General features: G+C 72.2%; 24 protein-coding genes. 8 read left to right on the top strand and 16 right to left on the bottom strand.

Annotated elements, in window-relative coordinates; all coding sequences use genetic code 11:
• The first annotated feature begins 44 nt into the window (after positions 1-44).
• Both G4G93_RS23280 and G4G93_RS23285 read left to right on the top strand, forming a co-directional pair.
• Positions 45-1,517: an FAD-binding oxidoreductase gene (locus tag G4G93_RS23280; protein ID WP_312892230.1), complete on the top strand. Its 1,473-nt coding sequence runs from the start codon at positions 45-47 to the stop codon at positions 1,515-1,517.
• Positions 1,514-2,608 (top strand): hypothetical protein, encoded by a 1,095-nt coding sequence (locus G4G93_RS23285; RefSeq protein WP_165087637.1) that lies wholly within the window; start codon positions 1,514-1,516, stop codon positions 2,606-2,608. The genes G4G93_RS23280 and G4G93_RS23285 overlap by 4 nt, the downstream gene beginning before the upstream one ends.
• Positions 2,609-2,821: 213 nt before the next feature.
• On the opposite strand, the gene G4G93_RS23290 is transcribed toward G4G93_RS23285, so the two are convergent.
• Genes G4G93_RS23290 through G4G93_RS23300 form a run of 3 tightly spaced genes read right to left on the bottom strand, consistent with a single transcriptional unit; the run spans position 2,822 to position 5,594 of the window.
• On the bottom strand, positions 2,822-4,702 hold the full coding sequence (locus G4G93_RS23290) for an HAD-IIIC family phosphatase (protein ID WP_165087640.1): 1,881 nt from the start codon (positions 4,700-4,702) through the stop codon (positions 2,822-2,824).
• Positions 4,699-4,941, bottom strand: coding sequence for an acyl carrier protein (locus tag G4G93_RS23295; RefSeq protein ID WP_165087642.1), 243 nt, complete (start codon positions 4,939-4,941; stop codon positions 4,699-4,701). Before G4G93_RS23295 ends, G4G93_RS23290 begins: the two co-directional genes overlap by 4 nt.
• Positions 4,938-5,594: a LysE family translocator gene (locus tag G4G93_RS23300; RefSeq protein WP_165087644.1), complete on the bottom strand. Its 657-nt coding sequence runs from the start codon at positions 5,592-5,594 to the stop codon at positions 4,938-4,940. Before G4G93_RS23300 ends, G4G93_RS23295 begins: the two co-directional genes overlap by 4 nt.
• A 219-nt stretch (positions 5,595-5,813) precedes the next feature.
• Between G4G93_RS23300 and G4G93_RS23305 the strand changes: the two genes are divergently transcribed.
• The 3 genes from G4G93_RS23305 to G4G93_RS23315 all read left to right on the top strand — a co-directional run bounded on the left by G4G93_RS23305 (position 5,814) and on the right by G4G93_RS23315 (position 9,895).
• Positions 5,814-8,171, top strand: a complete 2,358-nt coding sequence (locus tag G4G93_RS23305) for a xanthine dehydrogenase family protein molybdopterin-binding subunit (protein WP_165087647.1) — start codon at positions 5,814-5,816, stop codon at positions 8,169-8,171.
• The gene (locus G4G93_RS23310) at positions 8,168-8,479 is read left to right on the top strand and encodes a DUF2218 domain-containing protein (RefSeq protein ID WP_165087650.1); all 312 of its coding nucleotides are present in this window, start codon (positions 8,168-8,170) and stop codon (positions 8,477-8,479) included. The genes G4G93_RS23305 and G4G93_RS23310 overlap by 4 nt, the downstream gene beginning before the upstream one ends.
• Positions 8,480-8,650: 171 nt before the next feature.
• Positions 8,651-9,895: an aminopeptidase gene (locus G4G93_RS23315; RefSeq protein WP_165087652.1), complete on the top strand. Its 1,245-nt coding sequence runs from the start codon at positions 8,651-8,653 to the stop codon at positions 9,893-9,895.
• A gap of 19 nt (positions 9,896-9,914) precedes the next feature.
• Here G4G93_RS23315 and G4G93_RS23320 read toward each other — a convergent pair whose 3' ends face one another.
• The 10 genes from G4G93_RS23320 to G4G93_RS23365 all read right to left on the bottom strand — a co-directional run bounded on the left by G4G93_RS23320 (position 9,915) and on the right by G4G93_RS23365 (position 18,805).
• Complete coding sequence (locus G4G93_RS23320; RefSeq protein ID WP_206289969.1) at positions 9,915-10,952, bottom strand: NADP-dependent oxidoreductase; 1,038 nt, start codon at positions 10,950-10,952, stop codon at positions 9,915-9,917.
• Positions 10,953-11,294: 342 nt separating this feature from the next.
• Positions 11,295-12,062: a thioredoxin family protein gene (locus tag G4G93_RS23325; RefSeq protein ID WP_165087655.1), complete on the bottom strand. Its 768-nt coding sequence runs from the start codon at positions 12,060-12,062 to the stop codon at positions 11,295-11,297.
• 40 nt (positions 12,063-12,102) lie between these two features.
• Positions 12,103-13,089: a lipid A biosynthesis lauroyl acyltransferase gene (locus G4G93_RS23330; RefSeq protein WP_165087949.1), complete on the bottom strand. Its 987-nt coding sequence runs from the start codon at positions 13,087-13,089 to the stop codon at positions 12,103-12,105.
• Between the two features lie 156 nt (positions 13,090-13,245).
• Entirely contained in the window at positions 13,246-14,268 is a 1,023-nt protein-coding gene (locus G4G93_RS23335) for a zinc-binding dehydrogenase (protein ID WP_165087658.1), read from the bottom strand.
• Between the two features lie 237 nt (positions 14,269-14,505).
• Positions 14,506-14,820, bottom strand: a complete 315-nt coding sequence (locus G4G93_RS23340; RefSeq protein ID WP_165087660.1) for an SH3 domain-containing protein — start codon at positions 14,818-14,820, stop codon at positions 14,506-14,508.
• A gap of 11 nt (positions 14,821-14,831) precedes the next feature.
• On the bottom strand, positions 14,832-15,599 hold the full coding sequence (locus G4G93_RS23345) for an SDR family oxidoreductase (RefSeq protein WP_165087663.1): 768 nt from the start codon (positions 15,597-15,599) through the stop codon (positions 14,832-14,834).
• An 11-nt stretch (positions 15,600-15,610) separates the two neighbouring features.
• Positions 15,611-16,882 (bottom strand): beta-ketoacyl-ACP synthase, encoded by a 1,272-nt coding sequence (locus tag G4G93_RS23350; RefSeq protein ID WP_165087666.1) that lies wholly within the window; start codon positions 16,880-16,882, stop codon positions 15,611-15,613.
• On the bottom strand, positions 16,879-18,033 hold the full coding sequence (locus tag G4G93_RS23355) for a beta-ketoacyl-ACP synthase (RefSeq protein WP_165087669.1): 1,155 nt from the start codon (positions 18,031-18,033) through the stop codon (positions 16,879-16,881). The genes G4G93_RS23350 and G4G93_RS23355 overlap by 4 nt, the downstream gene beginning before the upstream one ends.
• Positions 18,030-18,494 carry a 3-hydroxyacyl-ACP dehydratase FabZ family protein gene (locus G4G93_RS23360; RefSeq protein ID WP_165087672.1) on the bottom strand — a complete coding sequence of 155 codons (465 nt, stop codon included), beginning with the start codon at positions 18,492-18,494 and terminating at the stop codon, positions 18,030-18,032. Before G4G93_RS23360 ends, G4G93_RS23355 begins: the two co-directional genes overlap by 4 nt.
• A 23-nt stretch (positions 18,495-18,517) precedes the next feature.
• Positions 18,518-18,805 (bottom strand): acyl carrier protein, encoded by a 288-nt coding sequence (locus G4G93_RS23365; protein ID WP_048462449.1) that lies wholly within the window; start codon positions 18,803-18,805, stop codon positions 18,518-18,520.
• 240 nt (positions 18,806-19,045) lie between these two features.
• Here G4G93_RS23365 and G4G93_RS23370 point away from each other — a divergent pair, with 240 nt between their 5' ends.
• Positions 19,046-20,164: an AI-2E family transporter gene (locus tag G4G93_RS23370; protein ID WP_165087675.1), complete on the top strand. Its 1,119-nt coding sequence runs from the start codon at positions 19,046-19,048 to the stop codon at positions 20,162-20,164.
• A gap of 183 nt (positions 20,165-20,347) precedes the next feature.
• Positions 20,348-20,752 (top strand): hypothetical protein, encoded by a 405-nt coding sequence (locus tag G4G93_RS23375; protein WP_165087678.1) that lies wholly within the window; start codon positions 20,348-20,350, stop codon positions 20,750-20,752.
• 246 nt (positions 20,753-20,998) lie between these two features.
• Here G4G93_RS23375 and G4G93_RS23380 read toward each other — a convergent pair whose 3' ends face one another.
• Positions 20,999-21,616: an SH3 domain-containing protein gene (locus G4G93_RS23380; RefSeq protein WP_165087681.1), complete on the bottom strand. Its 618-nt coding sequence runs from the start codon at positions 21,614-21,616 to the stop codon at positions 20,999-21,001.
• A gap of 360 nt (positions 21,617-21,976) precedes the next feature.
• On the opposite strand from G4G93_RS23380, the gene G4G93_RS23385 reads away from it, so the two are divergent.
• On the top strand, positions 21,977-22,453 hold the full coding sequence (locus tag G4G93_RS23385) for a RidA family protein (protein WP_165087684.1): 477 nt from the start codon (positions 21,977-21,979) through the stop codon (positions 22,451-22,453).
• Positions 22,454-22,559: 106 nt separating this feature from the next.
• Here the strand turns inward: G4G93_RS23385 and G4G93_RS23390 are convergent, their stop codons facing one another.
• Together G4G93_RS23390 and G4G93_RS23395 are read right to left on the bottom strand one after the other, a co-directional pair.
• Complete coding sequence (locus tag G4G93_RS23390) at positions 22,560-22,970, bottom strand: response regulator (protein ID WP_165087686.1); 411 nt, start codon at positions 22,968-22,970, stop codon at positions 22,560-22,562.
• 110 nt (positions 22,971-23,080) lie between these two features.
• Complete coding sequence (locus G4G93_RS23395) at positions 23,081-23,974, bottom strand: dienelactone hydrolase family protein (protein WP_165087952.1); 894 nt, start codon at positions 23,972-23,974, stop codon at positions 23,081-23,083.
• Positions 23,975-24,039: the final 65 nt, after the last annotated feature.

The following is a 24,039-nucleotide window of genomic DNA, read 5'->3' on the forward strand; positions in this document are numbered from 1 at the left end:
CGCAACCCCCTCCCCCGCAAACGATTCGCCCCGGCGCTCCCCCCGTGACCCACAGCCTCCTCGACACGATCGCGGCCCGCCTCGGGCCGGCGCAGGTCCTCACCGCCGAGGCCGACATCGCCCCCCACCTCGCCGAGACCCGCGGCCTCTACCGGGGCCGGGCGCTCGCGGTGCTGCGCCCGCGCGACACCGCGGAGGTCGCCTTCGCGGTCGCGGCCTGCGCCGAGGCGCGGGTGCCGGTGGTGGCCCATGGCGGCAATACCGGGCTCGTCGGCGGCGGCGTGCCGTTCGGCGGCGTGGTGATCTCGCTCGCCCGCCTCGACCGGGTGCGGGCGGTCGATCCGCTCGACGCCACCATCACGGTCGAGGCCGGCTGCGTGCTGGCGAACGTCCAGGCGGCGGCGGCGGCGGCCGGCATGCTGTTTCCGCTCTCGCTCGCCTCCGAGGGCTCGTGCCGGATCGGCGGCAACCTCGCCACCAATGCCGGCGGCACCGCGGTGCTCGCCTACGGCAACGCCCGCGAGCTGACGCTGGGCCTGGAGGTGGTGCTGGCGGACGGGCAGGTCTGGAACGGCCTGCGGAGCTTGCGCAAGGACAATTCCGGCTACGACCTGAAGAACCTCTTCGTCGGCTCGGAAGGCACTCTCGGCATCATCACGGCGGCCGTGCTGCGGCTGCACCCGCGTCCCGTCTCGAAGGCGACCGCCTTCCTGGGCCTGGCGTCCGCGCGCGCCGCGCTCGACGCCTTCGGGTCGTTGCGCGACCGGCTCGGCCCCCGGCTCACCGCCTTCGAATACGTGCCGCGCTTCCCCCTGGAGGTGGTGTTGCGCCACCTGCCCGGCGCCGTCCGGCCGCTCGCCGGCGATCATCATTCCTACGCGCTCGTCGAACTCTCCTCGCCCGGCCCGGACGCGCACGCGGAACTGGAGGGACGCTCAAGCGACCTGATCGAAGCCGGCCTCGCCGAGGATGCGGTGCTGGCCCAGAGCGAGGCGCAGGCCGCCGCCCTGTGGCGCCTGCGCGAGAGCCTGTCGGAGATGCAGGGGCACGAGGGCGGCTCGATCAAGCACGACGTCTCGGTGCCGGTCTCCCGGGTGGCGGAGTTCCTGGAGCGGGCGGGGGCGGCCTGCGAGGCGGCCCTGCCGGGGGTGCGGGTCTGCGCCTTCGGGCATTTCGGAGACGGCAACATCCACTTCAACCTGACCCAGCCGGTCGGGGCCGAGAAGGCGGCCTTCCTCGCCGAGTGGCCGCGCTTCAACCGCATCGTCCACGACATCGTCCACGCCATGGACGGCTCGATCGCCGCCGAGCACGGCGTCGGGCTGATCAAGCGCGACGAGCTGCCCCGCTACAAGGACCCGGTCGCCCTCGACCTGATGCGGCGCCTCAAGGGCGCCCTCGATCCGCTGGGGATTCTCAATCCCGGCAAGGTGCTCGCCGGGGAGGACGGGCCCGAGGCGTTCCCGGCGAAGGCGTCGGGCTCCGTGACGGCCGCACGGTCCGGCACCGCCGCATGATGTCCCTGTTCGGCCGGGCCCCGGCCGCGCCGGCCGGGCTCACCGCCGCGTCGCTGCTGGGCGCCTTCGAGAGCCTCGGCGACAATTGCGAGTTCGGCATCGCCCAGCGCTATGCGGGCATCGATCCCCTCGGGCTGTTCCGCCTGTCCTCGGCGCCGATCGCCGACCTCACCCACGCGGTCGAGACGCGGTTCGCGCATTACGGTGCGCCGGGCGACATCGAGGTCCGGGTCGGTGCCGGCGACTACCTGTTCTGCCACAGCCGCCGTTATGCTTTCGCCTACCATACCGGCGACACGGCGCCCCGCGTGAAGCCGGCCGATATCGTCGACCGCGAGATCCGCCGGGTCGCCTATCTCAAGGAACGGCTGCTGGCCGATCTCGCCGCGGGCGAGAAGATCCTGGTCCGCAAGGGACCGCCGGGCGAGACCGAGGCGGCGGTGCGGCGGCTCCTCGCGGCGTTGCGGGCGATCGGCCCGGTGACGCTGCTGCGGGTCTGCGCGGCGGATGCCGGTGCGGCAAGTTCGGTGACCGGCCAAGTAGCCAACCACGTGGTGTGGCGCGGCGAGGGCCTGATGCAGGGCGCCCTGCCGCATTTCGCCCCCTACGCGGCGGCGACCGATGCCGACCTCGAAGGTTGGCTCGCGGTTTGCGGCCGGGCCTATGCGCTGCGCCACAGCCTGGTCGCGCCCCCGCCCCTGGCGCCGGCCGGTCCGCCGCTTTTCGCGGCCCCCGACACCGTCCGCCACACGCTCCCCGCCGCCGCGCCCGAGCCGGGGGCGCTCACCGGCGCCCGCCCGGTCTCCGGCCTGCGGCCGAACCGCCTCCACACCGTCGCGGCGGAGATCCGCCTGCCCGAGGATTTTCGCGGCACCCGCGCCGCCCTCACCTTCGTCGAGGCCGCCCCCCATGCCCGCCGCGAGGCGGATCCCGCCCGCCGGGGCACCTGGCAGACCGTCTACACCGCGGCCCGGACGCGCAAGCGCCAGAGCGGGGCGGAGGTCGCGCTGATGCTGGCGGGACCGGCAGGGACAGCGGTCGAGACGCGGAATTGGCGGGTGACGGAGGGGTGCTTGCCGGGGGTGGGGTGAGGTTTCAGATCGGGCGCTCCACCCTTTCCCGGACGAATGGAGCGCGGCGGCAGAGCATCTGGGATCCGGGAGGGAATTGTCGCGCGGCGTAGCTGCATGGAGCAGCGTGAAAGTGACAAAGTATTTTCGATAATACTTGTAGTTGATACCAGTTTTTATTCTCGTTCGGTTTCGTAGTCTTGAAAATAGATCGAGACCCAAGTGGGAATGCCTTCAGCCTGCCTCCACGACCATCGGCAGGTCTCCCGGCGGCGTGTATGCAGCGAGATCGAGCACCCACCGTTCCTCCCCCTCGCCCTCCCCGTCGGTGGTGAAGCCGAGGCGCGGGTAGAGGTCCGCCACCATCCCGTTGCGCCCGCTCGGGCGGTAGAGCCCGACGAGCCGGCGGGCGCCGCGGCGCGCGGCCTGCGCCGCCAGGACCGCGAGGGTCCCCTCCTCGACCCGCCGCCCGAGCACCCGGCAGCTCATCAACCAGGTTTCGATGGCAAGCTCGACGTCGAGGTCCCGCTCCGCCAGCCGCCCGATCACGACCGCGATGACGCCGTTGTCGCCGAGGCGGTCGGTCAGGCGCAGCTGCAGGGTCAGGGTGTCCGGATCGTCGATCAGCGCCGCCGCCTCGGCCTCGCGCAGGCGCCGCGTCGTCAGGTTGAACTGGTTGGTCTTGTTGACGAGCTGGACGATGCGCGGCAGCCCGACCGCGTCGAAGGACCGCCAGGAGAGCCGCATGCCGAGTCCCGCCAGGGTCCTCGCGAGATCGGCGCCGGCAGGGCCGGTCGCGGCGAGGCCGCCCGTCCCGATCCGGCGCGCATAGGCCTGCGCCCGGAATCGATCCTCGTCCGTGAGGGTCGCGGCCTCGAAGTAGCCGGCATCGGACAGGCAGCGGGCGACCAGGGCCGGTTCCTCGGGCACCTCCGGCACCGCCACCATCGGCAGGTTCTCGCGCACCAGGGCGCGCTCGAACGGGTTGTCGTCGACGAAGACCAGGGCGTCGAGGCCGAGCCCGAGTTCCTGCGCGATGCGCCGGAGGTTCGTCGCCTTGTCGTCCCAGTTCGCCGCGAAGGCGCCGAAATCGGGCAGGCGCAGCAGCATGTCGGGATGCTCGGCGAAGGGCAGCCGAGCGGTCTCGGGATCGTTCTTCGAGCAGATCGCGAGCACGATGCCGCGGCGGGAGAGATCGCGGGCGTAAGCCTGAAGCGCGAGGAAGGATTCCCCGAGGGCGCTGCCCTGCCCCACGACGATGCCGGACAGCCCGTCCTCGCCGATCGTCCCGCCCCACAACGTGTCGTCGAGGTCGAGCACCAGGGCCTTGGCCGAGCGGCCGAGCCGGGCGCCGACGAGCCGGGCGACGAGGTCGCCGTAGAGCGGGCCAGCGGCCGGCGTCACCGCCTGGCGGGCCCGCAGCCACAGGGCCGGATCGTGCCAGGCCTCGAGCCCGTGGCGCGACACCGCATCGTCGAGGGCCAGGAGATCGACGCCTTCCGCCGCCGCCGCATCCCGGAGGGCGGCGTTGAATCGGGTCGTGCGGGCGGCGAGCGAACCCGGCATCCGGTGCTCGTTGCCGCCCAACAACGGAAGTGCCGTCGGCAGCAGCGTCTGCTGGATGAGTGCGCAGCGATGGAGGGCCCGCGCCCCGGCCCAGACCTGCTTCAGGCGGTCGAGGGCCTCGCCGATGTCTCCCGCCTCCGGCCCGGCGGGGTCGTTCGGCCCGAGGAGGTCGGCGGCGTCGAGGGCGAGGAGCAGGGTGTCGGGCCGGACGGCGCGCAGGGCCTCGCCGTCGATCGCCTCGCGGTACCGGCCGTAAGGACCCTCGAACACCGTGAGCCGGACATCGCGGCGCAAGGCCCCGACCCGGATCCCGGCGGCGAGGTGCGACAGGGTCGAGGAGCCGAGCAGCGCGAGATTGTGCGCCTCGCGGTCCCGGAATCGGCGCTGGAGCACCCGGTCGAGCCGGCTGGTCCGCGCCGGGTCGAGGCGGGTTCGACTGAGCGCCGTGAGCGCGTCCCAGGCCTGCGCCTCCGGCAGCGCCTCGATCGCCGCGAGACGGGCGGAAAAATCCGCCGGTGGGGCCGGCAGCCAGTGGCGGTCCGCCGTCACCGCGTCGCCTTGCGGGCGACCAGGGCGGCGAAATCGCCGACCGTGGCGAGGCCGTCGACCTCCCGGGTGGTGAGCTTGAGGCGAAACCGCGCCTCGACCGCGATGATGAGCTCGATCATCCGGGTCGAGTCCCAGCCCTCGACATCCTCGGCGGTGAGGTCCGGCGTGAGCGGGACCGGCTCGCCGAACACCTCCTCGAACAGCGGCGCCAGCGCCGCGAGGGCGGCCTCCTCCGTCACGGCGTCAGCCGCGCGGTGAGGAGCTTCAGGCTCGCCCCGGCGAAGAGCGCCGCGAAGGCACCGTCGAACCAGCGCCGCAGGCGAAGATACCCGGCGGCCATGCGGGTCTTCGAGAACAGCCAGGCGTAACCGGTGAAGATCAGCGTGCTCTGCAGGCCGACCGCCACGATCACCAGGGCCAGCTCCGCCGCGGTCGTCCGGGCCGAGATCCCCAGCGTGTAGAGCGAGCCGAAGAACAGGATCGCCTTCGGGTTTGTCAGGTGCAGGGCGAGCCCCTTGGCATAGGCTCGTCCGGCATGGCCCCTCCCTTCGTCGGCGCGCGACGCGGTTGCGGCCCCGCTGCGCGCCGCGGCCGGCGATCCCCGGATCGCGCCGCGGGCCGACTTGACCGCCAGGAACATCAGGTAGGCGGCGCCGGCGTAGCGCAGAAGCTCGAGCGCCCAGGCGCTCGACGCCATCACCGCCGCGAGACCGAGCGCCGCGGCGATCGACCAGGTCAGCGAGCCGGTCGTGACGCCGAGCGCCAGCATCAGGCCGGCGCGGCGCCCGGACTGCATCGCCGTGTCGGCGATCGCCAGCGTCGCCGGGCCGGGGCTGGCCGTGGAGACGAAGGCCGCCGTGAGGATGAGGGGAAGGTCGATCGAGAGGGTCATCGGGCCGCCCAGTCGGTGGGGCGTCGTGCGGACGCCGGCCACCCAGGAGTGCCGTGCCGGGCCGCCACTCCGCAAGGGCCGGCAACCGCCTCCGGGCCATGTCGTTGCGTCATGACGAGGAGCCGTGCCCTGCGCGCCGGGGTGGCCTGCCTGCCCGTGTCTTGCATAGGCCGCCCGAGTTGCTAGCTCACGCTGACAAGACTCCCGGAGAGCCCCGGCATGAACGCCCGTCCCGACGCCCGCGACTTCGCGGCTCCGCAGAAATTCGGCATCGGCCAGTCCGTGAAGCGGGCCGAGGACCCGGTTCTGGTGCGGGGCGAGGGCCGATATACCGACGACCTCGCCCTCGACGGCCAGGCCTACGGGGTGTTCGTGCGCAGCCCGATCGCCCACGGCCACCTGCGGGGCATCGATGCGGAGGCGGCGCTCGCCATGCCGGGCGTGCTGGCCGTCGTCACCGCCGCCGACCTCGACGGCTACGGCGCGATCGGCAACGCCCTGCCGTTCAAGAACCAGGACGGCACGCCGATGCGCAAGCCGCCCCAGGCCTCGCTCAGCACCGACCGGGTGCGCTACGTCGGCGAGCCGGTGGCGCTGGTGGTGGCCGAGACCCTGGCCGAGGCCCGCGACGCCGCGGAGGCCGTGGTGCTCGACATCGAGGACCTGCCCGTCGTCACGACTCCCGACGAGGCCGCCGCGGAGGGCGCCCCGCTCCTCCACGACGACGCGCCGGGCAACCTCGCCCTCGACTTCCGCACCGGCGACCAGGCCGCGACGGAGGCGGCCTTCGCGCGTGCGGCGCATGTCGCCTCCCTCGACCTCCTCAACAACCGCCTCGTCATCAACCCGATGGAGCCGCGCTCCGCGATCGGCGTCTACGAGCCGGAGAGCGGTCGCTTCACCCTGCATGTCGGCTCGCAGGGCGTGTTCGGCCTGCGCAACAGCCTCGCCGAGGGCGTGCTCAAGCTGCCCCGCGACAAGGTGCGGGTGGTCACCGGCAATGTCGGCGGCTCGTTCGGCATGAAGGCGCCGGTCTACCCCGAATACCTGCCCCTCCTCGAGGCCGCCAAGCGCCTCGGCCGGCCGGTGAAGTGGACCGACCTGCGCTCCGAGAGCTTCCTGTCCGACCATCACGGCCGCGACGTCGCGGTGACGGCGGACCTCGCGCTCGACGCGGACGGCAACTTCCTGGCCTTCCGGGTCAAGGGCCGCGCCAATATGGGCGGGTACCTCAACCCGCTCTCGCCGCTGTTCCAGACCGTCAACATCGCCCGCAACATGGTCGGCGTGTACCGCACCCCGGTCTTCGACGTGGCGGTGGAGTGCCTCTACACCAACACCACGCCGATCGGCGCCTATCGCGGCGCCGGCCGGCCGGAGGGCAACTACTTCATCGAGCGCCTGATCGACACGGCCGCCGCCGAGACCGGTCACGACCGGGTAGAGTTGCGCCGGCGCAACCACATCCGTCCGGCCGACATGCCCTACAGGGCGCCGTCGGGCCTCACCTACGACAGCGGCGACTTCCCGGCGGTGCTCGACCGCGCGCTCCAGGCCGCCGACTGGGACGGGTTCGCGGCCCGCCGCGCCGAGAGCGAGGCGAACGGTCGCCTGCGCGGCATCGGCATCGGCGACTATCTCGAGATCACCGCGCCGCCGACGAACGAGATGGGCGGCCTGCGCTTCGAGGCCGACGGCACGGTGACGATCGTCACCGGCACCCTCGATTACGGCCAGGGCCACCTGACGCCCTTCGCCCAGGTGCTGCACGACCGCCTCGGCATCCCGGTCGACCGGGTGCGCCTGCTCCAGGGCGACAGCGACCAGCTCATCGCCGGCGGCGGCACCGGCGGCTCGAAGTCGCTGATGGCGAGCGGCACCGCCCTCGTCGAGGCGGGCGACCTCGTGATCGCCAAGGGCCGCGAGGCCGCGGCCTCGGTGCTGGAGGCGGGCCCCGCCGACATCGAGTTCCGCGACGGTCGCTTCACCATCGCGGGCACCGACCGGGGCATCGGCATCCTCGATCTCGCCGCCAAGGTGCGGGCGGGCCTGCCCGACCCGTCGGCGCCGCGGAGCCTCGACGTCTCGCACACCCACAAGGAATCGCCCTCGGCCTTCCCGAACGGTTGCCACGTCGCCGAGGTCGAGGTCGACCCCGAGACCGGCGTCGCGACGGTGGTGCGCTACACCACGGTCAACGATTTCGGCACGCTGGTGAACCCGATGCTGGTCGAGGGCCAGCTCCATGGCGGCGTGGTCCAGGGCATCGGCCAGGCGCTCATGGAGCGCACGGCCTATGACGAGCAGGGCCAGCTCGTGACCGGCTCGTTCATGGATTACTGCCTGCCGCGGGCCTCCGACGCGCCGTTCATGGGCTTCGAGAGCCATGCCGTGCCCGCCACCACCAACCCCCTCGGGGTGAAGGGCTGCGGCGAGGCCGGCTGCGCCGGCTCGCTGCCCTCCGTGATGAACGCCCTCGTCGATGCGCTGCGCCCCCGCGGCATCCGCCACATCAACATGCCGGCGACGCCGCAGGCGATCTGGTCGGCGCTGCAGGGTGCGGAGGCCGCCGCATGAGCGACCCCGTGACCCTGGCGGCGCAAGCCCGCGTCGATACGGCGAACGGCAGCCGCTACCTCACCCAGCTGTGCAAGCACTGGAGCCACAAGTTCCCCGACACGACCTTCACGCCGGAGCGCGGCGTGGTGCCGTTCGGGGAGGAGCGCCGCTTCATCGCCGAGGCCGACCCGGAGGGCCTGACCCTGCGGGTCGAGGCGGCGGACCTGGAGAGCCTCACCCGGATGCAGGGCGTGGTGGCCGAGCACCTCGCCCGCTTCGCCTTCCGGGAGGATCTGGGCGGCATCGCCTGGACGCGGGTGGGGTAAGAGCCCACTGTCCGATCGCATGATCCGATCTTCCGATCCGCGGCCCCATCCCGAGGTGTGAGGTCGCGGGCAGGATGGAAAATGCCGGCCGGCGCGCCGCGATACGTCCGTCGTCGAACCGCGTTCGGCCACGCCGCGCCGATCCCATCCGAACCCAAGGTAACCGCACCCATGACGAACACCCCCGACTTCGACGCCCGCCTCGACCGGCTCGCCGAGGTCGCCGTGAGGGTCGGGCTCGGGCTCCGGCCCGGGCAGGAGCTGGTGATGACGGCGCCCCTCGACGCAGTGCCGCTCGCCCGCCGCATCACTGTCCAGGCCTACGAGGCCGGCGCCTCGGTGGTGACGACCCTGCTCACCGACGACCGGGCGACGCTGGCGCGCTTCGAGCACGGCCACGACGACGCCTTCGACCACGCCGCCGGCTGGCTCTACGAGGGCATGGCGCAGGCCTATCGCGGCGGTGCCGCGCGACTCGCCGTCTCGGGCGACGATCCTTCGCTGCTCGCCGGCCAGGACCCGGACAAGGTGGCGCGCGCCAACCGCTCCCGGTCGAAGGCCTACATGCCGGCCCTGGAGCAGATCGCCAACTTCGCCACCAACTGGACCATCGTCTCGGCGGCCAATCCGGCCTGGGCCCGCACGGTGTTCCCGGACCTGTCCGAGACCGAGGCGGTCGCCCGGCTGTGGGACGCGATCTTTGCCGCCTCGCGGGTCGACGGGCCGGACCCGGTCGGCGCCTGGGAGGCGCATAACCGGCGCCTGAGCGACCGCACCGCCTTCCTCAACGCCCGCCGCTACGCCGCCCTGCATTTCCGCGGGCCCGGCACCGACCTGACGGTCGGGCTTGCCGACGACCACGAATGGTGCGGCGGCGCCACCACGGCGAAGAACGGGATCGTCTGCAACGCCAACATCCCGACCGAGGAGGTCTTCACCACGCCGCACAGGATGCGGGTGCAGGGCCATGTCAGCGCGACGAAGCCCCTCTCCTACCAGGGCACCCTGATCGACGGGATCGCGGTGCGCTTCGAGGAGGGCCGCATCGTCGAGGCGAAGGCCCGGACCGGCGGCGACGTGCTGGCGAAGGTGATCGACACCGACGAGGGCGCGCGTCGCCTCGGCGAGGTCGCCCTGGTGCCGGCCTCCTCGCCGATCTCGGCCTCGGGGCTGCTGTTCTGCAACACCCTCTACGACGAGAACGCCGCGAGCCACATCGCGCTCGGCCAGGCCTACAGCAAGTGCTTCCGGGACGGCGGGGCCGGGATGAGCGAGCTGGACCTGGCTGCCCGCGGCGCCAACCGCAGCCTGATCCACATCGACTGGATGATCGGCTCGGCCGAGGTCGATGTCGACGGGGTGACGGCGGAAGGCCGGTCCGAGGCGCTGATGCGCCGGGGCGAGTGGGTCGACTGACCCATTCCCCCACAGAGCGCTACCCCACGTAAATGAGGCGCTTGCCGCGGTTCTCGCCGCGGTAGAGCGAGGCGATCGCGCCGGGGGCGCCCTCGATGCCCTCGGAGACGTCCTCGTCGAGGGTCATGCGGCCTTGCCGGTACCACTCCGCCAGCTGCGCCACCGCCTCCTCGAACCGGGCCTTGTGGTCGAGCACCACGAAGCCGCTCCAGACGAGGCGCCGGGTCAGGATCTCGCGCTCGACGCGGGGCCCCGTCGGCACCTCGGTCCAGCTCGCTACCGAGGCGGTGCCGCACTGGACGATCCGTCCGCCGACCGCCATCCGGCGCAGGGCGGCATCGAGGATCGGCCCGCCGACATTGTCGAAATAGACGTGCACCCCCTCCGGCGCCTCCCGGGCGAGGGACGCGGCCCAGTCCTCCTTGCGGTAGTTCCAGGCGGCGGCGTAGCCGTAGGCCTCGCGGCAGCGGGCGACCTTGGCGTCGTCCCCGGTGAGGCCGAGGGGGCGGCAGCCGAGGTTGCGGGCGATCTGCCCGACGAGGCTGCCGACCGCGCCGGCGGCGGTCGAGACCAGCACCGTGTCGCCGGGACGCGGCCGGCCGAGCTCGGTCAGCCCGAGATGGGCGGTGAGCCCGTTGAGGCCGAGCAGCCCGGCATGGGCGGATAGAGGGACCGCTTCGCGGCAGCGGCGGAAGATCGCCGAGACCGGAACGGCCGCGTAATCCTGCCAGCCGAACCAGCCGTACAGGAACTCGCCCTCGGCCACCTCCGGGCTGTTCGAGCGCACCACGATCCCGACCGCCAGCGCCCGCATCGGGCTGCCGAGGGGCACCGGCTGAGAGTAGTTGGCCTCGGCGCTGGCCCAGCCGCGCTGGGCCGGATCGACCGAGAGGTAGAGGTTGCGCACCAGGATCTCGTCCGGGCCGGGCTGCGGCACCGGGACGGCGTCGAGGCCGAAATCCTCCGGTTGCGGAATGCCGGCGGGCCGGCGGGCGAGCAGCACCCGGCGGTTGCGGTCGGGCAGGCCATAGGTGGGGATGTTGGTCGGACCGGTCACGGGCGTCTCCTCCTGGCGACGCATTCGTCCGGCGCCGCTCGTCGCGATCCGGCGCGGCGGGCGCCCGGTCGCAGGGCTGCCACCGTACACGATCACGCGGCACTGGACAGGCTATCGATTCCTCGCCGGCCAGCACCGCCCTCTTTCCCGAACGAAAGAAGCATCAACGGAAGAAAATCCAGGATCCAGAGTGAAAATTCGCGAGACGACTTCATGCCCGCACCTTTGCAGAGGTAGGGCCGTTTCGCGAAAATTCTTCCGCCGTCTCCCGGATCTCCCTCCACTGTCGCTTAATTTGTTCGGTAATGGCGGGATTTCAGTGTGGGCTAGGAGATTTGATCCTCACAGCCCCGGCCCCTTGGCGGCCCCCAGGATCCGCCCCGGCCCGTTATTCTCCGCTTGGAGCACCACGACGTAGGAATCGGCGTCGGCGGAGGCGAGCACCGTGCGGGGCACTTCGTAATGGGCCGGCGCGCCGCGCCAGCTGCCGACATGGTGCATGCCGCGCACCACGTTGCGGTAGGTCACGGTGCGGCCCCGGTTCTCGCCCCGCGCGATCGCGACCTCGCGGGTGCGGGCGACCGGCAGCAGCCACAGCTCCGCGCTGCGCCCCATTTCGGGCGCGGGGCCGACATCGATCACGATGCGGTCGGGGGCGGCCTCGCTGCGGATCGCCACCGGCAGGCTCGCGGCGGTGCCGGGGTCGCGGATGCTGCGTTCCAGGGCCGCCCGGTCGGAGCCGACCACCGTCGCGGCACCGTTCACCACCGCCTGCGGGGTGAAGACCTGCCGGTCGCCGCGCATGCTCGCATAGGCGCGCTGGCGGGCGGTGAACGAGGTGCTGGCCAGCGTGTCCTTCCAGCCGAGATAGTCCCAGTAGGTCACCGGGAGGGTCAGGGCGATCACCCCGGGATCGCGCGCGAGCTCGGTCACCAGCCGGTCCGCCGGCGGGCAGGCGGAGCAGCCCTGGCTGGTGAACAACTCGATCACCGCGCGCGGGGCAGCGTCTTGCGCCCGCGGAGCGGCATCCTGAGCGCGCGCCGGACCGAGGAGGCCGAGGCCGACCGGGATCAGGCCGGCGAGCAGGCGGTGGAGGGGCGCGCGCGTCATGGCCCATCAACACCCGGCGGATGGGCGGAGAGAAGTCACGTTAGCTTGAGGCACGGGATCGGGGGATTGGGGCGGCCGGCGCATGGGCGGCCGCGGCGCTAGGCAGCATGGCGGGGCGCCAGCGCCGGTGCATCCACAGCCATTGCTCGGGATGCTCGCGCACCCATCCGGCGATCACGTCGGTCATCGCCTGCATCGCTCCCTGCACGTCGATGGCGCCGCCGGCGTCTCGCGGCAGGGTCAGCGCCGGCGTCAGCTCCAGGCGGAAGCGGTCTCGGGCCAGGCGGATCACCCGCACCCCGTGGACCGGGCAGTCGTAGTAGCGGGCGAGCTTTCCGAGCAGCGGGTTGACCAGGGCCGGCTGTCCGAGGAAATCCACCACCACCCCGCGGGTGAAGTGCTGGTCGACCAGCATCCCGAGATGGCCGCCGCGCTCCACCACCCCCCGCATCGCGAAGGCGGCGCCGGGCCCCGCCGCGGTCAGGCCGCCCATGGTGGCGCGGCGCACCTCCTGCACCAGCTGCGCCGCCGCCGGGCTGTTCGGCGGGCGGAACACCGCGCTCGCCTCCAGTCCGAACCGGGCCGCGCAGATCGCCGGCAATTCCCAGTTGCCGAGATGGGCCGAGAAGATCAGCCCCGGCTTCCCGTCGTCGCGCAGGGAGAAGAAGTGCTCGATGCCCTCGACCTCGATCCGCCCCGGCGTCGCGGCCCGCGGATCGTAGTCGAAGATCTCGGCCAGGTGGGCGTATTCGGCACCGGTGCGGCCGAGATTGTCCCAGGAGCCGCGCGCGATGGCGGCGATCTCGGCTTCGCTCTTCTGCGGGAAGGACTGGCGCAGGTTCTTGAGCGCCGTGCGGTGCGAGGGCAGCCGCGGCCCGATCGCCCGGGCGATCGCGGCGCCCGCCGCCGCGGCGCGGGCCGGGCCGAGGAGGCGGGCCAGCGCGAACAGGGCCCGCACCACAAAGACCATCGGCAGGCCGGCGAGGCGGGACAGGGCGCGGTAGAGCCTCAGCTTCAGACGCAGCACGACGATGGTCACGAAGTAATCCGGTGCGGGAGAACGGGCGATCGGGAAGCGGTGTGCGGGATCGTCGCGCCCTGCACACCGCCTCTTCCCGCGCCGGATGCGTTTGCGCAAGAGCGCGAGGGTGATCCTCGCGCACTTCCTCCGCGCCTGTGGCCGTCAGAGCGTGACCAGGATCTTGCCGAACACCTTGCGCGACTCGAGCCGCTCCAGCCCTTGCGCGAAATCGCCGAGCGGCAGCACGGTGTCGATCACCGGATTCATCCCGTCGGCCATCTTGGCGAGCGCATCGCGGATGTTGGCGAGGCGGCAGCCGAACGAGCCGGTGATGCGGTATTGCTGCTGGAACAGCTGCATCAGGTTCATGGTGGTGGAGACGCCGGAGGTCGAGCCGCAGGTGACGAGCCGGCCGCCGCGCTTGAGGCAGAGCAGCGAGCCGTTCCAGGTCTCCGGGCCGACATGCTCGAACACCACGTCGACGCCCTTGCGCTTCGTGGCCTTGCGCACCTCGCCCTCGAAGCGCTCGGTGCGGTAGTTGATGACGTGGTCGGCGCCCAGCGCCTTCGCCTTCTCGCCCTTGGCGTCGTCGCCGACGGTGGTGAACACCGTGCAGCCGATCGCCTTCGCCATCTTGATCGCCGTGGTGCCGATGCCCGACCCGCCGGCATGGACCAGGATGGTCTCGCCCGGCTCGAGCCTGGCGTTGTCGAACAGCATGTGCTGCACGGTGCCGAAGGCGACCGGCGCGCAGGCGGCGTCGGTGAAGCTGACGCCGTCGGGCACCCGCACCACCAGCCGGGCCGGCAGGTTGACGAATTCGCGGGCGAAGCCGTCGACGTGGAAGCCGAGCACGCCGCCGACGTCCTCGCACAGGTTGTCGCGGCCCTCGCGACAGGCGCGGCATCGGCCGCAGGTGAGCGCGCCGTAGGGGGCGACCTTGTCGCCGACCGAGAGCCCCTCGACGCCCTCGCCGAGCGCCGCGATCTCGCCGGCGGCCTCGGCCCCGACGGTGAGCGGCAGCTTGCGCTTGGCGAAGGCCATGCCGCGAAAGCCCCACACGTCGATGAAGTTGAGACCGACGGCGCGGACCCGGATCTGCACCTCGCCGGGGCCGGGGGCATGCGGGTCGGCGACCTCGGTCAGGCGCAGGTCGCGGTCGCCGAAGAGCTGGAGCGCTTTCATCAGGGTCCTTCGTGAGACGAGCGCGCTTCCCCTCCCCCTTGCGGGGAGGGGTTAGGGGTGGGGGTGGTGCAGGAGGCACCGCTGCGCTCGATCCGGCACCACCCCCATCTCCGGCTCCTCCCCACGAGGGGGAGGAGAGGCGCACCACATTTAAATGGCGGAACACACGGGAGAGGGAATCCCGCGCCTTCGTGTCAGCCGGACTTAAACCGGTGGGCCAGGGACGACAACGCCGCCTCACTCCGGCGTCAGGTACCGCCGCCTCGCCCAGCCGACGATGGGTCCGAGCTTGACCCGGCACCAGGTCAGGCCGCTCGGGGTCTCGTTGGTGCAGCCGAAGCCGCGCAGCCGCCCGCGGGACGGGGCCTGCGCCAGAGCCGGGGACTCGGCGTCCGGCGCCTCGCGGATGCTCAGCGTGTCGCCCGGCGGCAATCCCTCGACCCGGAAGATTTCCAGCCGGCCAAAATCCTGTGCCTCGACGGACGCCGGAACGAGGAGGAGGGCCGCCGCCGCGGCGGCGCCCGAGAGGGCGCTCAGGAGGGGGTGCCGCATGGTCCGTTTCGTCAGGTGCGGTGGATGCCCATCATCGCGGTGAGGCCACCATCCACCGGCAGCACCGCCCCGGTGATGTAGCCCGCCGCGGGGCTCACCAGGAATGCGACCAGTTCGGCCACCTCCTCCGGCGCGGCGAAGCGCCCGGCCGGGATCTGCTTCTCCATTCCGGCGCGGTGGGCGGCGTAGGGCGCCATCATGTCGGTATCAACGAAGCCCGGGGCCACCACGTTGACGGTGACGCCGCGCCGCGCCGACTCGATCGCCAGCGTCCGGCAATAGGCGATCAGCGCGCCCTTGCTCGCCGCATAGGCCGCGTTGCCCGGATTGGCCCGGAGCGCCGCCACCGAGCCGATCGCCACGATGCGCCCGGCCTTCGCCCGGGTCATAGGCCGCACCAGCGCCTTGGCGATGCGGGTGAGCGACCAGAAGTTGACCTGCATGGCGGCTTCCGCACGGTCCTGGTCGAGCACCGCCGCGAGGCTGTCGCAGGGCTGGCCGGCATTGTGGACGAGGCCGAAGATCGCCTCGCCCTCCATCACGCCGCAGAAATCGTCGAGCGCCGCCTTGTCCGACAGGTCGAGCGGGTGGGGCCGCAGGCGCTGCGCGGGATAGAGCGCGGTGAGCTCGAGGGTGAGTGCCTCTGCGGCGTCCCGCGAGCCGCGATAGGTGAAGTCGACGTCGTGGCCGGCGGCCGCCAGCGCCCGCACGATGGCGGCGCCGAGACCCCGCCCGCCACCGGTGACGAGGACGCGGCGATTGTGCACGGGCGCGCTCATGCCTGTGGAACTCATGTCGGCTCCGCCCCGAACACCAGGCAGGTATTCTGGCCGCCGAAGCCGAAGGAGTTCGACAGCACCGTCCTGACCGGCACGTCGCGGGCGCTCGTGACCACGTCGAGGGGAATGCCCGGATCCGGCACGGCGTAGTTCAGCGTCGGGGGCACCCGGCCGTGGGCGATGGTGAGGAGCGAGAACGCCGCCTCGACCGCGCCGGCGGCGGTGAGCGTGTGGCCGATCATCGACTTGTTGGAGGAGATCGGCACGGAGCGCATGCGCTCGCCGAGCACCGCGAGGCAGCCCATCGCCTCCATCTTGTCGTTCTCCGGCGTGCCGGTGCCGTGGGCGTTCACGGTGTCGATCTGGTCCGGATGCAGGCCGGCATCGTCGAGGGCCGCGCGGATCGCCGCGATGATCGGCGCGCCGTCCGGGCTCGAGCGGGTGCGGTGGAAGCCGTCGCCCTTCTCGCCGCAGCCGAGCACGTAGCCGAGGATGCGGGCGCCGCGGGCGCGGGCGCGGGCGGCATCCTCCAGCACCAGGGCGGCGGCGCCCTCGCCCATCACGAAGCCGTCGCGGTTCCTGGCGAAGGGCTTGGACGCGGCCTCGGGCGGATCGTTCTGGGTCGAGAGGGCGGAGAGCAGCGAGAACCGGATCAGCGATTCCGGGTTCACCGAGCCGTCGGTGCCGATGCAGAGCGCCGCCTCGACCTCGCCGCGGCGGATCGCCTCGACGCCGAGCTGGATCGCGGTCGCGCCCGACGAGCAGGCGGTCGAGAGCGAGATCGGCGAGCCCCTGGTGCCGAACCGGTCGGCGATGCGATCGGCGACGGTGCCGAAGATGAACAGGTCGTGCCAGTCGTCGAAGCGCCGGCTCCCGGCGGCCCGCAGCAGGTCGGCGTAGGTCACGTCGCCGTTGGACGCCGCGGCCTCGGCGAGCGCCTGACGCTGCGGCCACTCGATCTCGACCGGCGGCACCGCCATGAACAGCGCACCCGGGAAGTCGCCGGACAGGCCGGCCTGCCCGATCGCCTCCTCGGCGGCCGCCTCGGCGAAGCGTTCGGAGAGGAGCGGCGCCACCATCGGGTCGGCGGCGATGAAGTCGACCGTGCCGGCGATGCGGGTGCGCAGGCCCTCGGTCGGGAAGCGGGTGATCGTGTGGATGCCCGACCGGCCGGCGGTCAGCGCGGCCCAGTTGTCGGACACGCCCTGGCCGAGCGAGGTCACCACGCCGAGGCCGGTGACCGCCACCAGGGGGCGGCCCATCGCGTCGCGGTCGCGGCTCATGCGCTCTCCCCCGTGGTGGTGAGGCGCAGCACGCCCTCGCCCCGGCGATGACCCACTGTCGTGACGGCGACCTCGCGCGCCTCGCCGGCCGCCACCAGGGCGACCGCCAGCGCCGCGCCGAAGGGAGCGGCGGCCTCCAGCGTGTGGCCGGTGAGGTCGCCGAGCGCCCGGACCGGCACCTGCGGCGCCAGGGTCTTCAGGGCCTCGCGCTCCTCGCCGGTGATGCCGGCACAGCCGGTGGCGGCCGAGATCACGGCATCGGGCTTCGCCAGTCCGGCCTTGCTCCAGAGGCCCGTCAGGCTCTCGCCGACGCTGCCGTCCCGCCGCTTCGTGCGGTCGCTCGCCACCGCGTCGAGGCGGGCGAGCGCCCGGGCGCCGCGGCGCCTCGCGTGGTCTTCGGCCTCCAGCACCAGGAAGGCGGCGCCGGAGCCGAGGATGAAGCCGGGGGTCTCGGCCCGCTCGAAGACCGGGCGGTACGAGGGCTTGCTCAGGTAGCCGCCCATCTCGTGGATCAGCAGCACGTCGGGCCGCTCGGCATTGTACGAGCCGCCGACGAGGACGATGTCGAGCTGGCCGGCGGCGATGCGCGCCTGCGCGATCCGCAGGGCGTCGACCCCGCTCGATTCCTCGCCCATGAAGGTGCGCGAGGCGCCGGTGACGCCGTGCACGATGGCGATGTTGCCGGCGAGCAGGTTCGAGAGCTGGGCGAGAAAGAGCGTCGGCCGCAGGTCGTTCAGCAGCCGCTCGTTGAGGTAGGCGCCGGGATCGGCCGCATTGCGCAGGCCGGTCAGGATCTGCCCGTCCACCGCGTAGTCGCGCTCGCCGCCGCCCGCCGCCACGACGAGGTGCATGGCGGCCTTCAGGGCCGCATCCGCCTTGGCGCCGGCCGCCTCCAGGGCGAGCCCGGCGGCGTAGACGCCGAGCCGCTGCCACGGCTCCATCTGCCGCTGGTCGGATTTCTTCGGGATCTGCCCGTCGAGCGTCAGGGGCGCGACCGGATGGACCGGATAGGGCGCGAAGGTCGCGGAATCCGTGCGCGGGCCGTCGCCCGAGCGATAGGCCGCGAGATGCGCCTCGACGCCCTCGCCGGCGCAGGAGACGAGCCCGAGGCCCGTGACGACGACGTTCCGTGTCTCGACCTGCCGGCTCACGATTCCGCTCCGTCGAGGAGGCCGATGCGGGCGGTGCGCTCGCGCATCAGGGCGCCGAGCCCGTCCGGGAACGGCATGGTCCTGAACCGCAATTCGGCATTGCAGATCGGCTTGCCCTCGGACCGGATCGCCGCCTTGGTCACGGCGTACCCGGAGCCGTCATGCTCCAGGCTCGCCTCGACCTGCAATTCGGCCCCGGGGCCCACGAAGGTGCGGAAGCGTGCCTTGTCGACGCCCATCAGGAACGGCATGTGGCTGAACGACGCACGGGCGAGCAGCAGGTAGCCCGAGGCTTGAGCCATCGTCTCGGTCAGGAGGACGCCGGGCACCAGGGGGTGGCCGGGGAAATGTCCCTCGAAGACCGGGCTCTCCTGCGGCACCGTGGCCAAAGCCGCGATGCGCCCGCTCGCGCGGTCGAGGCTCACGACCCGGTCGATCATGTCGAAATATTCGAGGCGCATCCCCGCGGCCGCCTAAACCCGAATCAGACCTTGGCGGCCTTCTCGGCCACCAGGCCGTCGATGCGCTCGCAGAGGTTCTTCAGCACGAAGTACTGCTCGGCCGGAACCTTGCCCTCGTTGACCTCCTGGGTCCACTGCTCGAGGGGCAGCTTGATCCCGAAGGTCTTGTCGATCTCGAAGGCGATGTCGAGGAAGGCCAGGCTGTCGATGCCCAGATCGTCGATGGCGTGGCTCTCCGGCGTGATCGTCTCGCGCGGGATGTCGGCGACGTCGGCGATGATGGTGGCGACGCGGTCGAAGGTGTCGGACATGGACGTGCAGCCGTCTTCCTGCTGAGGTCTGGCTCGAACGGCGCGACCTCCGGACACCGCCCGCGCCCCGGCCACGAAACCGCCTACCCGAAACGGGTCCGCCGGGCCGCGCCCGGTCGAGGGGCCCGCATACACGAGGGGGGCCGGGCCGGCAACCGCGGGCGTTTCCGCGCGGGGGCCCGCGCCCTAGGTCAAGCCGGATGACGCACCCGCGCAGGACGTGGGGAGGATGAGACCGGCATGGAACACGTGAAGCCCCCGACCGGGCCGGGACGCGCTGCCCCCCCGCCGCCGCCCGCCGGCACCTCCGCCGTCGCGCGCGCCGCCCTCGTCGTCGCGCTCGCCGCCCTCGGCCTGTGGGTGCTGCACCCGTTCCTGCCGGCGCTGGTCTGGGCGGTGATCCTGGCGATCGCCCTATGGCCCCTGCGCGAGCGGCTGGTGCGGATCAAGCCGCCGGGCAGGCACAACATCCTGTGGCCGGCCCTCCTCACCCTGGCGGTCGCCCTGGTGATCCTGGTGCCGCTGATCGTGGTCGCCGTGCAGGCGGCGCGGGAGGCGCACGACGCCGTCGCGTTCTGGCGCCAGATCGAGGAGCAGGGCTGGCCGGTGCCGGACTTCGTTTCTCACCTGCCCTTCGGCGCGGCGAAGGTCGCGGCCTGGTGGCAGGAGAACCTGAGCCATCCCCAGGGCTCGTCCGAGGTGCTGAAGCGGGTCGACCAGTCGATCAACCATTCGTCGCTGGTCGGGTTCGGGCGCACCTTCGGCAGCCAGATCGTCCACCGGGTGATGCTGTTCAGCTTCACGCTCCTGACCTTGTTCTTCCTGTTCCGCGACGGCCCCTCGGTGGCGGCGCAGGGCTTGTCTGCGACCCGCCGGCTGTTCGGCCCGCGCGGCGAGCGGGTGGCGCGCCAGATGGCGGCCTCGGTCCACGGCACCGTCGACGGGCTGGTTCTGGTCGGCCTCGGCGAGGGTTTCCTGCTCGGCGTGGTCTATTACTTCGCCGGCGTACCGCATCCGGTTCTGCTCGGCGCCTTCACGGCGCTCGCCGCGATGATCCCGTTCGGGGCGCCCGTCGCCTTCGGACTCGCAGCGCTGCTGGCCGCCGCGCAAGGGGGTGTCACCGCGGCCATCGTGGTGGCGGTCGCCGGCCTCGTCGTCACCTTCGTCGCCGACCATTTCGTCCGCCCGGCCCTGATCGGCGGCGCTACCCGGCTGCCCTTCCTGTGGGTGCTGCTCGGGATCCTCGGCGGCGTCGAGAGCTTCGGGCTGCTCGGCCTGTTTCTCGGCCCGGCCGTGATGGCGGCTCTGGTGCTGCTGTGGCGGGAATACACCGCCGGGGACGATCGCTCGGTGGCCTGATCGCACCGCGCCCGATGGTCGTTCGGGACGGCCCGATCGGGCCGTGCTCCAGACCCCTGGTTCGTCGCATCGTCCGCGACGAGCCGGTATCCGTTTCGGCGGATCATGCTTTGGTTGGCGACCTTTCTTTCGCTCCGGGGCTCCGATCCAAGAGAAGCCTGTCGTCATGAGAATCCTGTCGCCATGAGAATCCTTTTGGCCGCGGCCCTGCTCGTCGGCCTCTTCGCCTGTCCGGTCTCGGCGCAGGAGGACTACGACGACCGCCCGGCGGTCCGGCGGAGCGACGGTCCACGCTTCGGAGACGACGACCGGGGCGACGGCATCCGGGACTTCGACCGGCGGGGGGCCGCGCGCGGCGACCCGGACGAGATCATGCCCCGCCGGCGCGACCGCGATGACCGCGACCGCCGGGACGCGGAGGGCCGCTGGCGGGACGACCGGTCCCGGGCGGATCGCTACGATCCCCGCTACGACCGCTATGACCGCTACGGCCCCGCCCCCTATGGCGGCCCTTCTGCGACTCCGATGCCGCCGCCCGGCGGGGTCTTCGTCGTGCCGCCGCCGATCCCCGGCGCGCGGCGCTATTGATCCGGTCTTCGCTCGATCCGTCCCCGTGACGTGACGCGCGGGCCCCCTCCCGCGCCCTTCTCAAGGGGACACGGTCGGACAAGGGCCGGTGCCACCTTCGGCACCCATGGCAGGTCCCCCAGGCACGTCCGCCGGGAGGGAGGATGAACGAGGGGTTTCCCGTTTTCGCCCGGCGGCAAACGCCGTCGATGCCGGCGATATCGGAGGCCCGCCCCGCCGGAGCGAGGGTCGGGCCTCCGGGCTCCGTCAGGGCCGCGGCGGACCCCCGGGAGGTCCACCCGGCGGTCCACCCGGATGTCCGGGCGGGGGCGGTGGTGGCCCGCCGGCCGCAGGTCCGGGCGGGGGCGGGGGCGGCGCACCCGGAGGATGTCCGGGCGGCGGCGGTGCGACCGGCGGAGGCGCGGGCGGCGGCCCGGCCGCGGGAGGAGGTGGAGGCGGCGCGTTGTCGAAGATGCGTTCGCCGTAGATTCCATCCCAGCGCTCACGCTCCCGATAGAAGGGCCGGTCGCGATAGTAGCGGTCCCAGTAATCGCCGAACGAGAAGGTGATGACGGGAGCGCCGATATAGGACGCGGCCTCTTCGCCGGTATAACGCGCGCCGCCGCGTAGGAAGGCGAGGTAGTCCGACGACATCCACCCGCGCTGGCCGTCGTAATCGACGTCGCACCAGGAGCGGTTGGCGAGGCACCCGCGGACATCGACGGCTTGACCGTCCGGCACGACGTTGACGGATGGATAGGCGGTGGAGGGGCCGGCGCGCAGGTTGATGTCGGCGGTGGCGACCGCCGTCGCCGCGTCGGCCGCGCCCGGCAGGGCGACGGCGCCGAGAAGGAGGACGGCTCTGAGAAATCGTGGTCGGAGCATGGGAGTTTTCTGGTCACAAAGCTTCGATGCAGGGATTAAAATCGCGGCCCCGCCGGGACGTTCCCTTAGGTAAGTATTTTCTCCGGGCACTGCGTCGGCGGCCTCGCCGCCGGCTCTCGCCGGGCAACGCGATGCGTCCTCACGTCGACGAAACAGGATTTGGGCGCGCCGCATGAGCCTCGGCGGTGCCTCACGGGCCCCGCGACGCCTCCCCGCGGAGGGTGAGCCGGTCGGGCCGCGGGGCGTGACGGCGGTCCCCCGTATGGGCGAGGCGAGATGCGCCCTACTTTCCCCGGACTTGATCGCACCGGACGTGATCGAGCGGAGATCGGTGCTGCATCAATCCCTCACGAGGCCTCGATGAGCCAACCCCCTACCCTGCGCGGCGAGCCCGCCCGCCGCCTCGCCGCCCTCGGGCTGACGTTGCCGCGGGTGCCCGAGCCCCGCGGCGCCTTCCTGCCGTTCTCGCGCATCGGCTCGACCCTGTGGCTGGCCGGGCAGATCTGCGAGTGGGAGGGCGAGGTGCGCTTCACCGGCCCCGTCACCGACATCGCGGCCGGGCGGGAGGCGGCGCGGATCTGCGCCCTCAATCTCCTGGCGGGTTTGAGCCTCGCCCTCGACGGCGACCTCGACCGCGTGGTGCGCTGCCACCGTCTCGGCGGCTTCGTGCAGGTGGAGCAGGGCTGGCCCGACGTCCCGAAGGCGGTGAACGGCGCCTCCGAGCTGATGGCGGAACTGTTCGGCGAGGCCGGTCGCCACGCCCGCACGGCGATCGGCGTCGCGAGCCTGCCGGCCAATGCGAGCGTGGAGGTGGACGGGATCTTCGAGGTGAGATGAGGGTTAGAACACCGTGTGACGAAGCGGATGCCGCTTCGTCGCCGGCAATGCGGCCGAACACGAGAGCCGGACGCGCCTTTCGATCGCACCGCGATCGGGCGGCGGTCTAGTGCGCGTCGCCCGCCGCGCGGTACCCCGCCGCCTGCTCGACCAGGGTGAGAATGTCGAGCGCCCGCCACGGCTTCGGGATGAAGGTGGCCGACATCCGCAGGTCGCTCGGCTGGTCGCCGGCATCGCCGGAGGTCAGCAGGACGTGCACCCGCGGCCAGGTCACGCCGATGATCCGCGCCAGCTCGAAGCCGCCGATCTGGCCGGGAGTCCGCACGTCCGAGAAGACGACGTTCACCTCGTCCCCGCGTTCGCGCAGGATGGCGAGCGCCTTCTCGGCGGTCTCGGCCTCGATGACGCGGAAGCCGGTTTCCTCCAGCAGCGTGGCCGCGAGGAAACGCTCCTCCGGTTCGTCCTCGACGACCAGGATCACGGGCTGGGTCTTCGCGGCTGCGCTGGACTCGGTCATGTGCAGGGAACGAGCGGACGGCCCAGTGGTTGCATAGCTCCCGGGACCCTGCTCTCATCCTTTCCGAGGTGTTGCGGCAATGCAAGGGCCGCCGCAACACCGGCGGATATTCAGGCGACGCCGTGCTGCCGGAACCACGCCAGCATGCGGGTCCAGCCCTCCTCCGCCGGGCCCTTGCGGTAGCTCGGGCGGTAATCGGCGTGGAAGCCGTGCGGGGCGTCCGGGAAGATCACGATCTCGACATCCTTGCCCGCCGCCTTGGCGGCATCCCGTGCCTTCTCGACGTCGGCGACCGGGATGCCGGTGTCGGCGGCGCCGTAGAGGCCGAGGATCGGCGCGCGGATGTCCGGGATCACGTCGGCGGCGGTCCTGGGCTGGATGCCGGTGCGGGTGCCGCCGAAATTGCCGTACCAGGCGACGCCGGCCTTCAGGCTGGCGCTGTGGGCGGCATAGAGCCACACGGTGCGACCGCCACGGCACCAGCCGGTGATGCCGAGCTTGCCGGAATCGCCCTTGGCCTCGGCCGCCGCCCAGGCGGCGGCGGCGTCGAGGTCGCCCATCACCTGCGCGTCCGGCGTCTTCGACACCACCTCGCGGACGATCTCCTGCACGTCGGTCATCTTCGAGACGTCGCCCTGGCGGGCGAAGAGTTCCGGCGCCACGGCCGTATAGCCGGCCTTGGCGAGCCGCCGGCAGATGTCCTTGATGTAGTCGTGGACCCCGAAGATCTCCTCGACGACGAGCACGATCGGGAACGGTCCGGCCCCCTGCGGCATCGCCCGGTAGGCCGGCATCGGCCCGTCGCCGACCGGGATCCGCACCTCGCCGGCGACGATGCCGGTCTCGTCGGTATGGATCGCCTGCGCCTCGACCCGGGTGGTGGCCAGTGTCAGCCCGGTCATCAGGCTCGTCATCACGAAGCCGCGCCGCGAGAAGGGCGGGGTCACCAGGCCGTCGAGCTGTTCGAGGTCGCCCGCATCGTCGCCCCGTGCGTCGTCGCTCATCGCCATTCCGGCCCTCCCCTTGTCACGGCGCCGTCTCGCGCCGGGGCGCGATCATGCGGGCCGGC

This window comes from Methylobacterium sp. DB0501, assembly GCF_011043735.1.
Classification (GTDB): Bacteria; Pseudomonadota; Alphaproteobacteria; order Rhizobiales; family Beijerinckiaceae; genus Methylobacterium; species Methylobacterium alsaeris.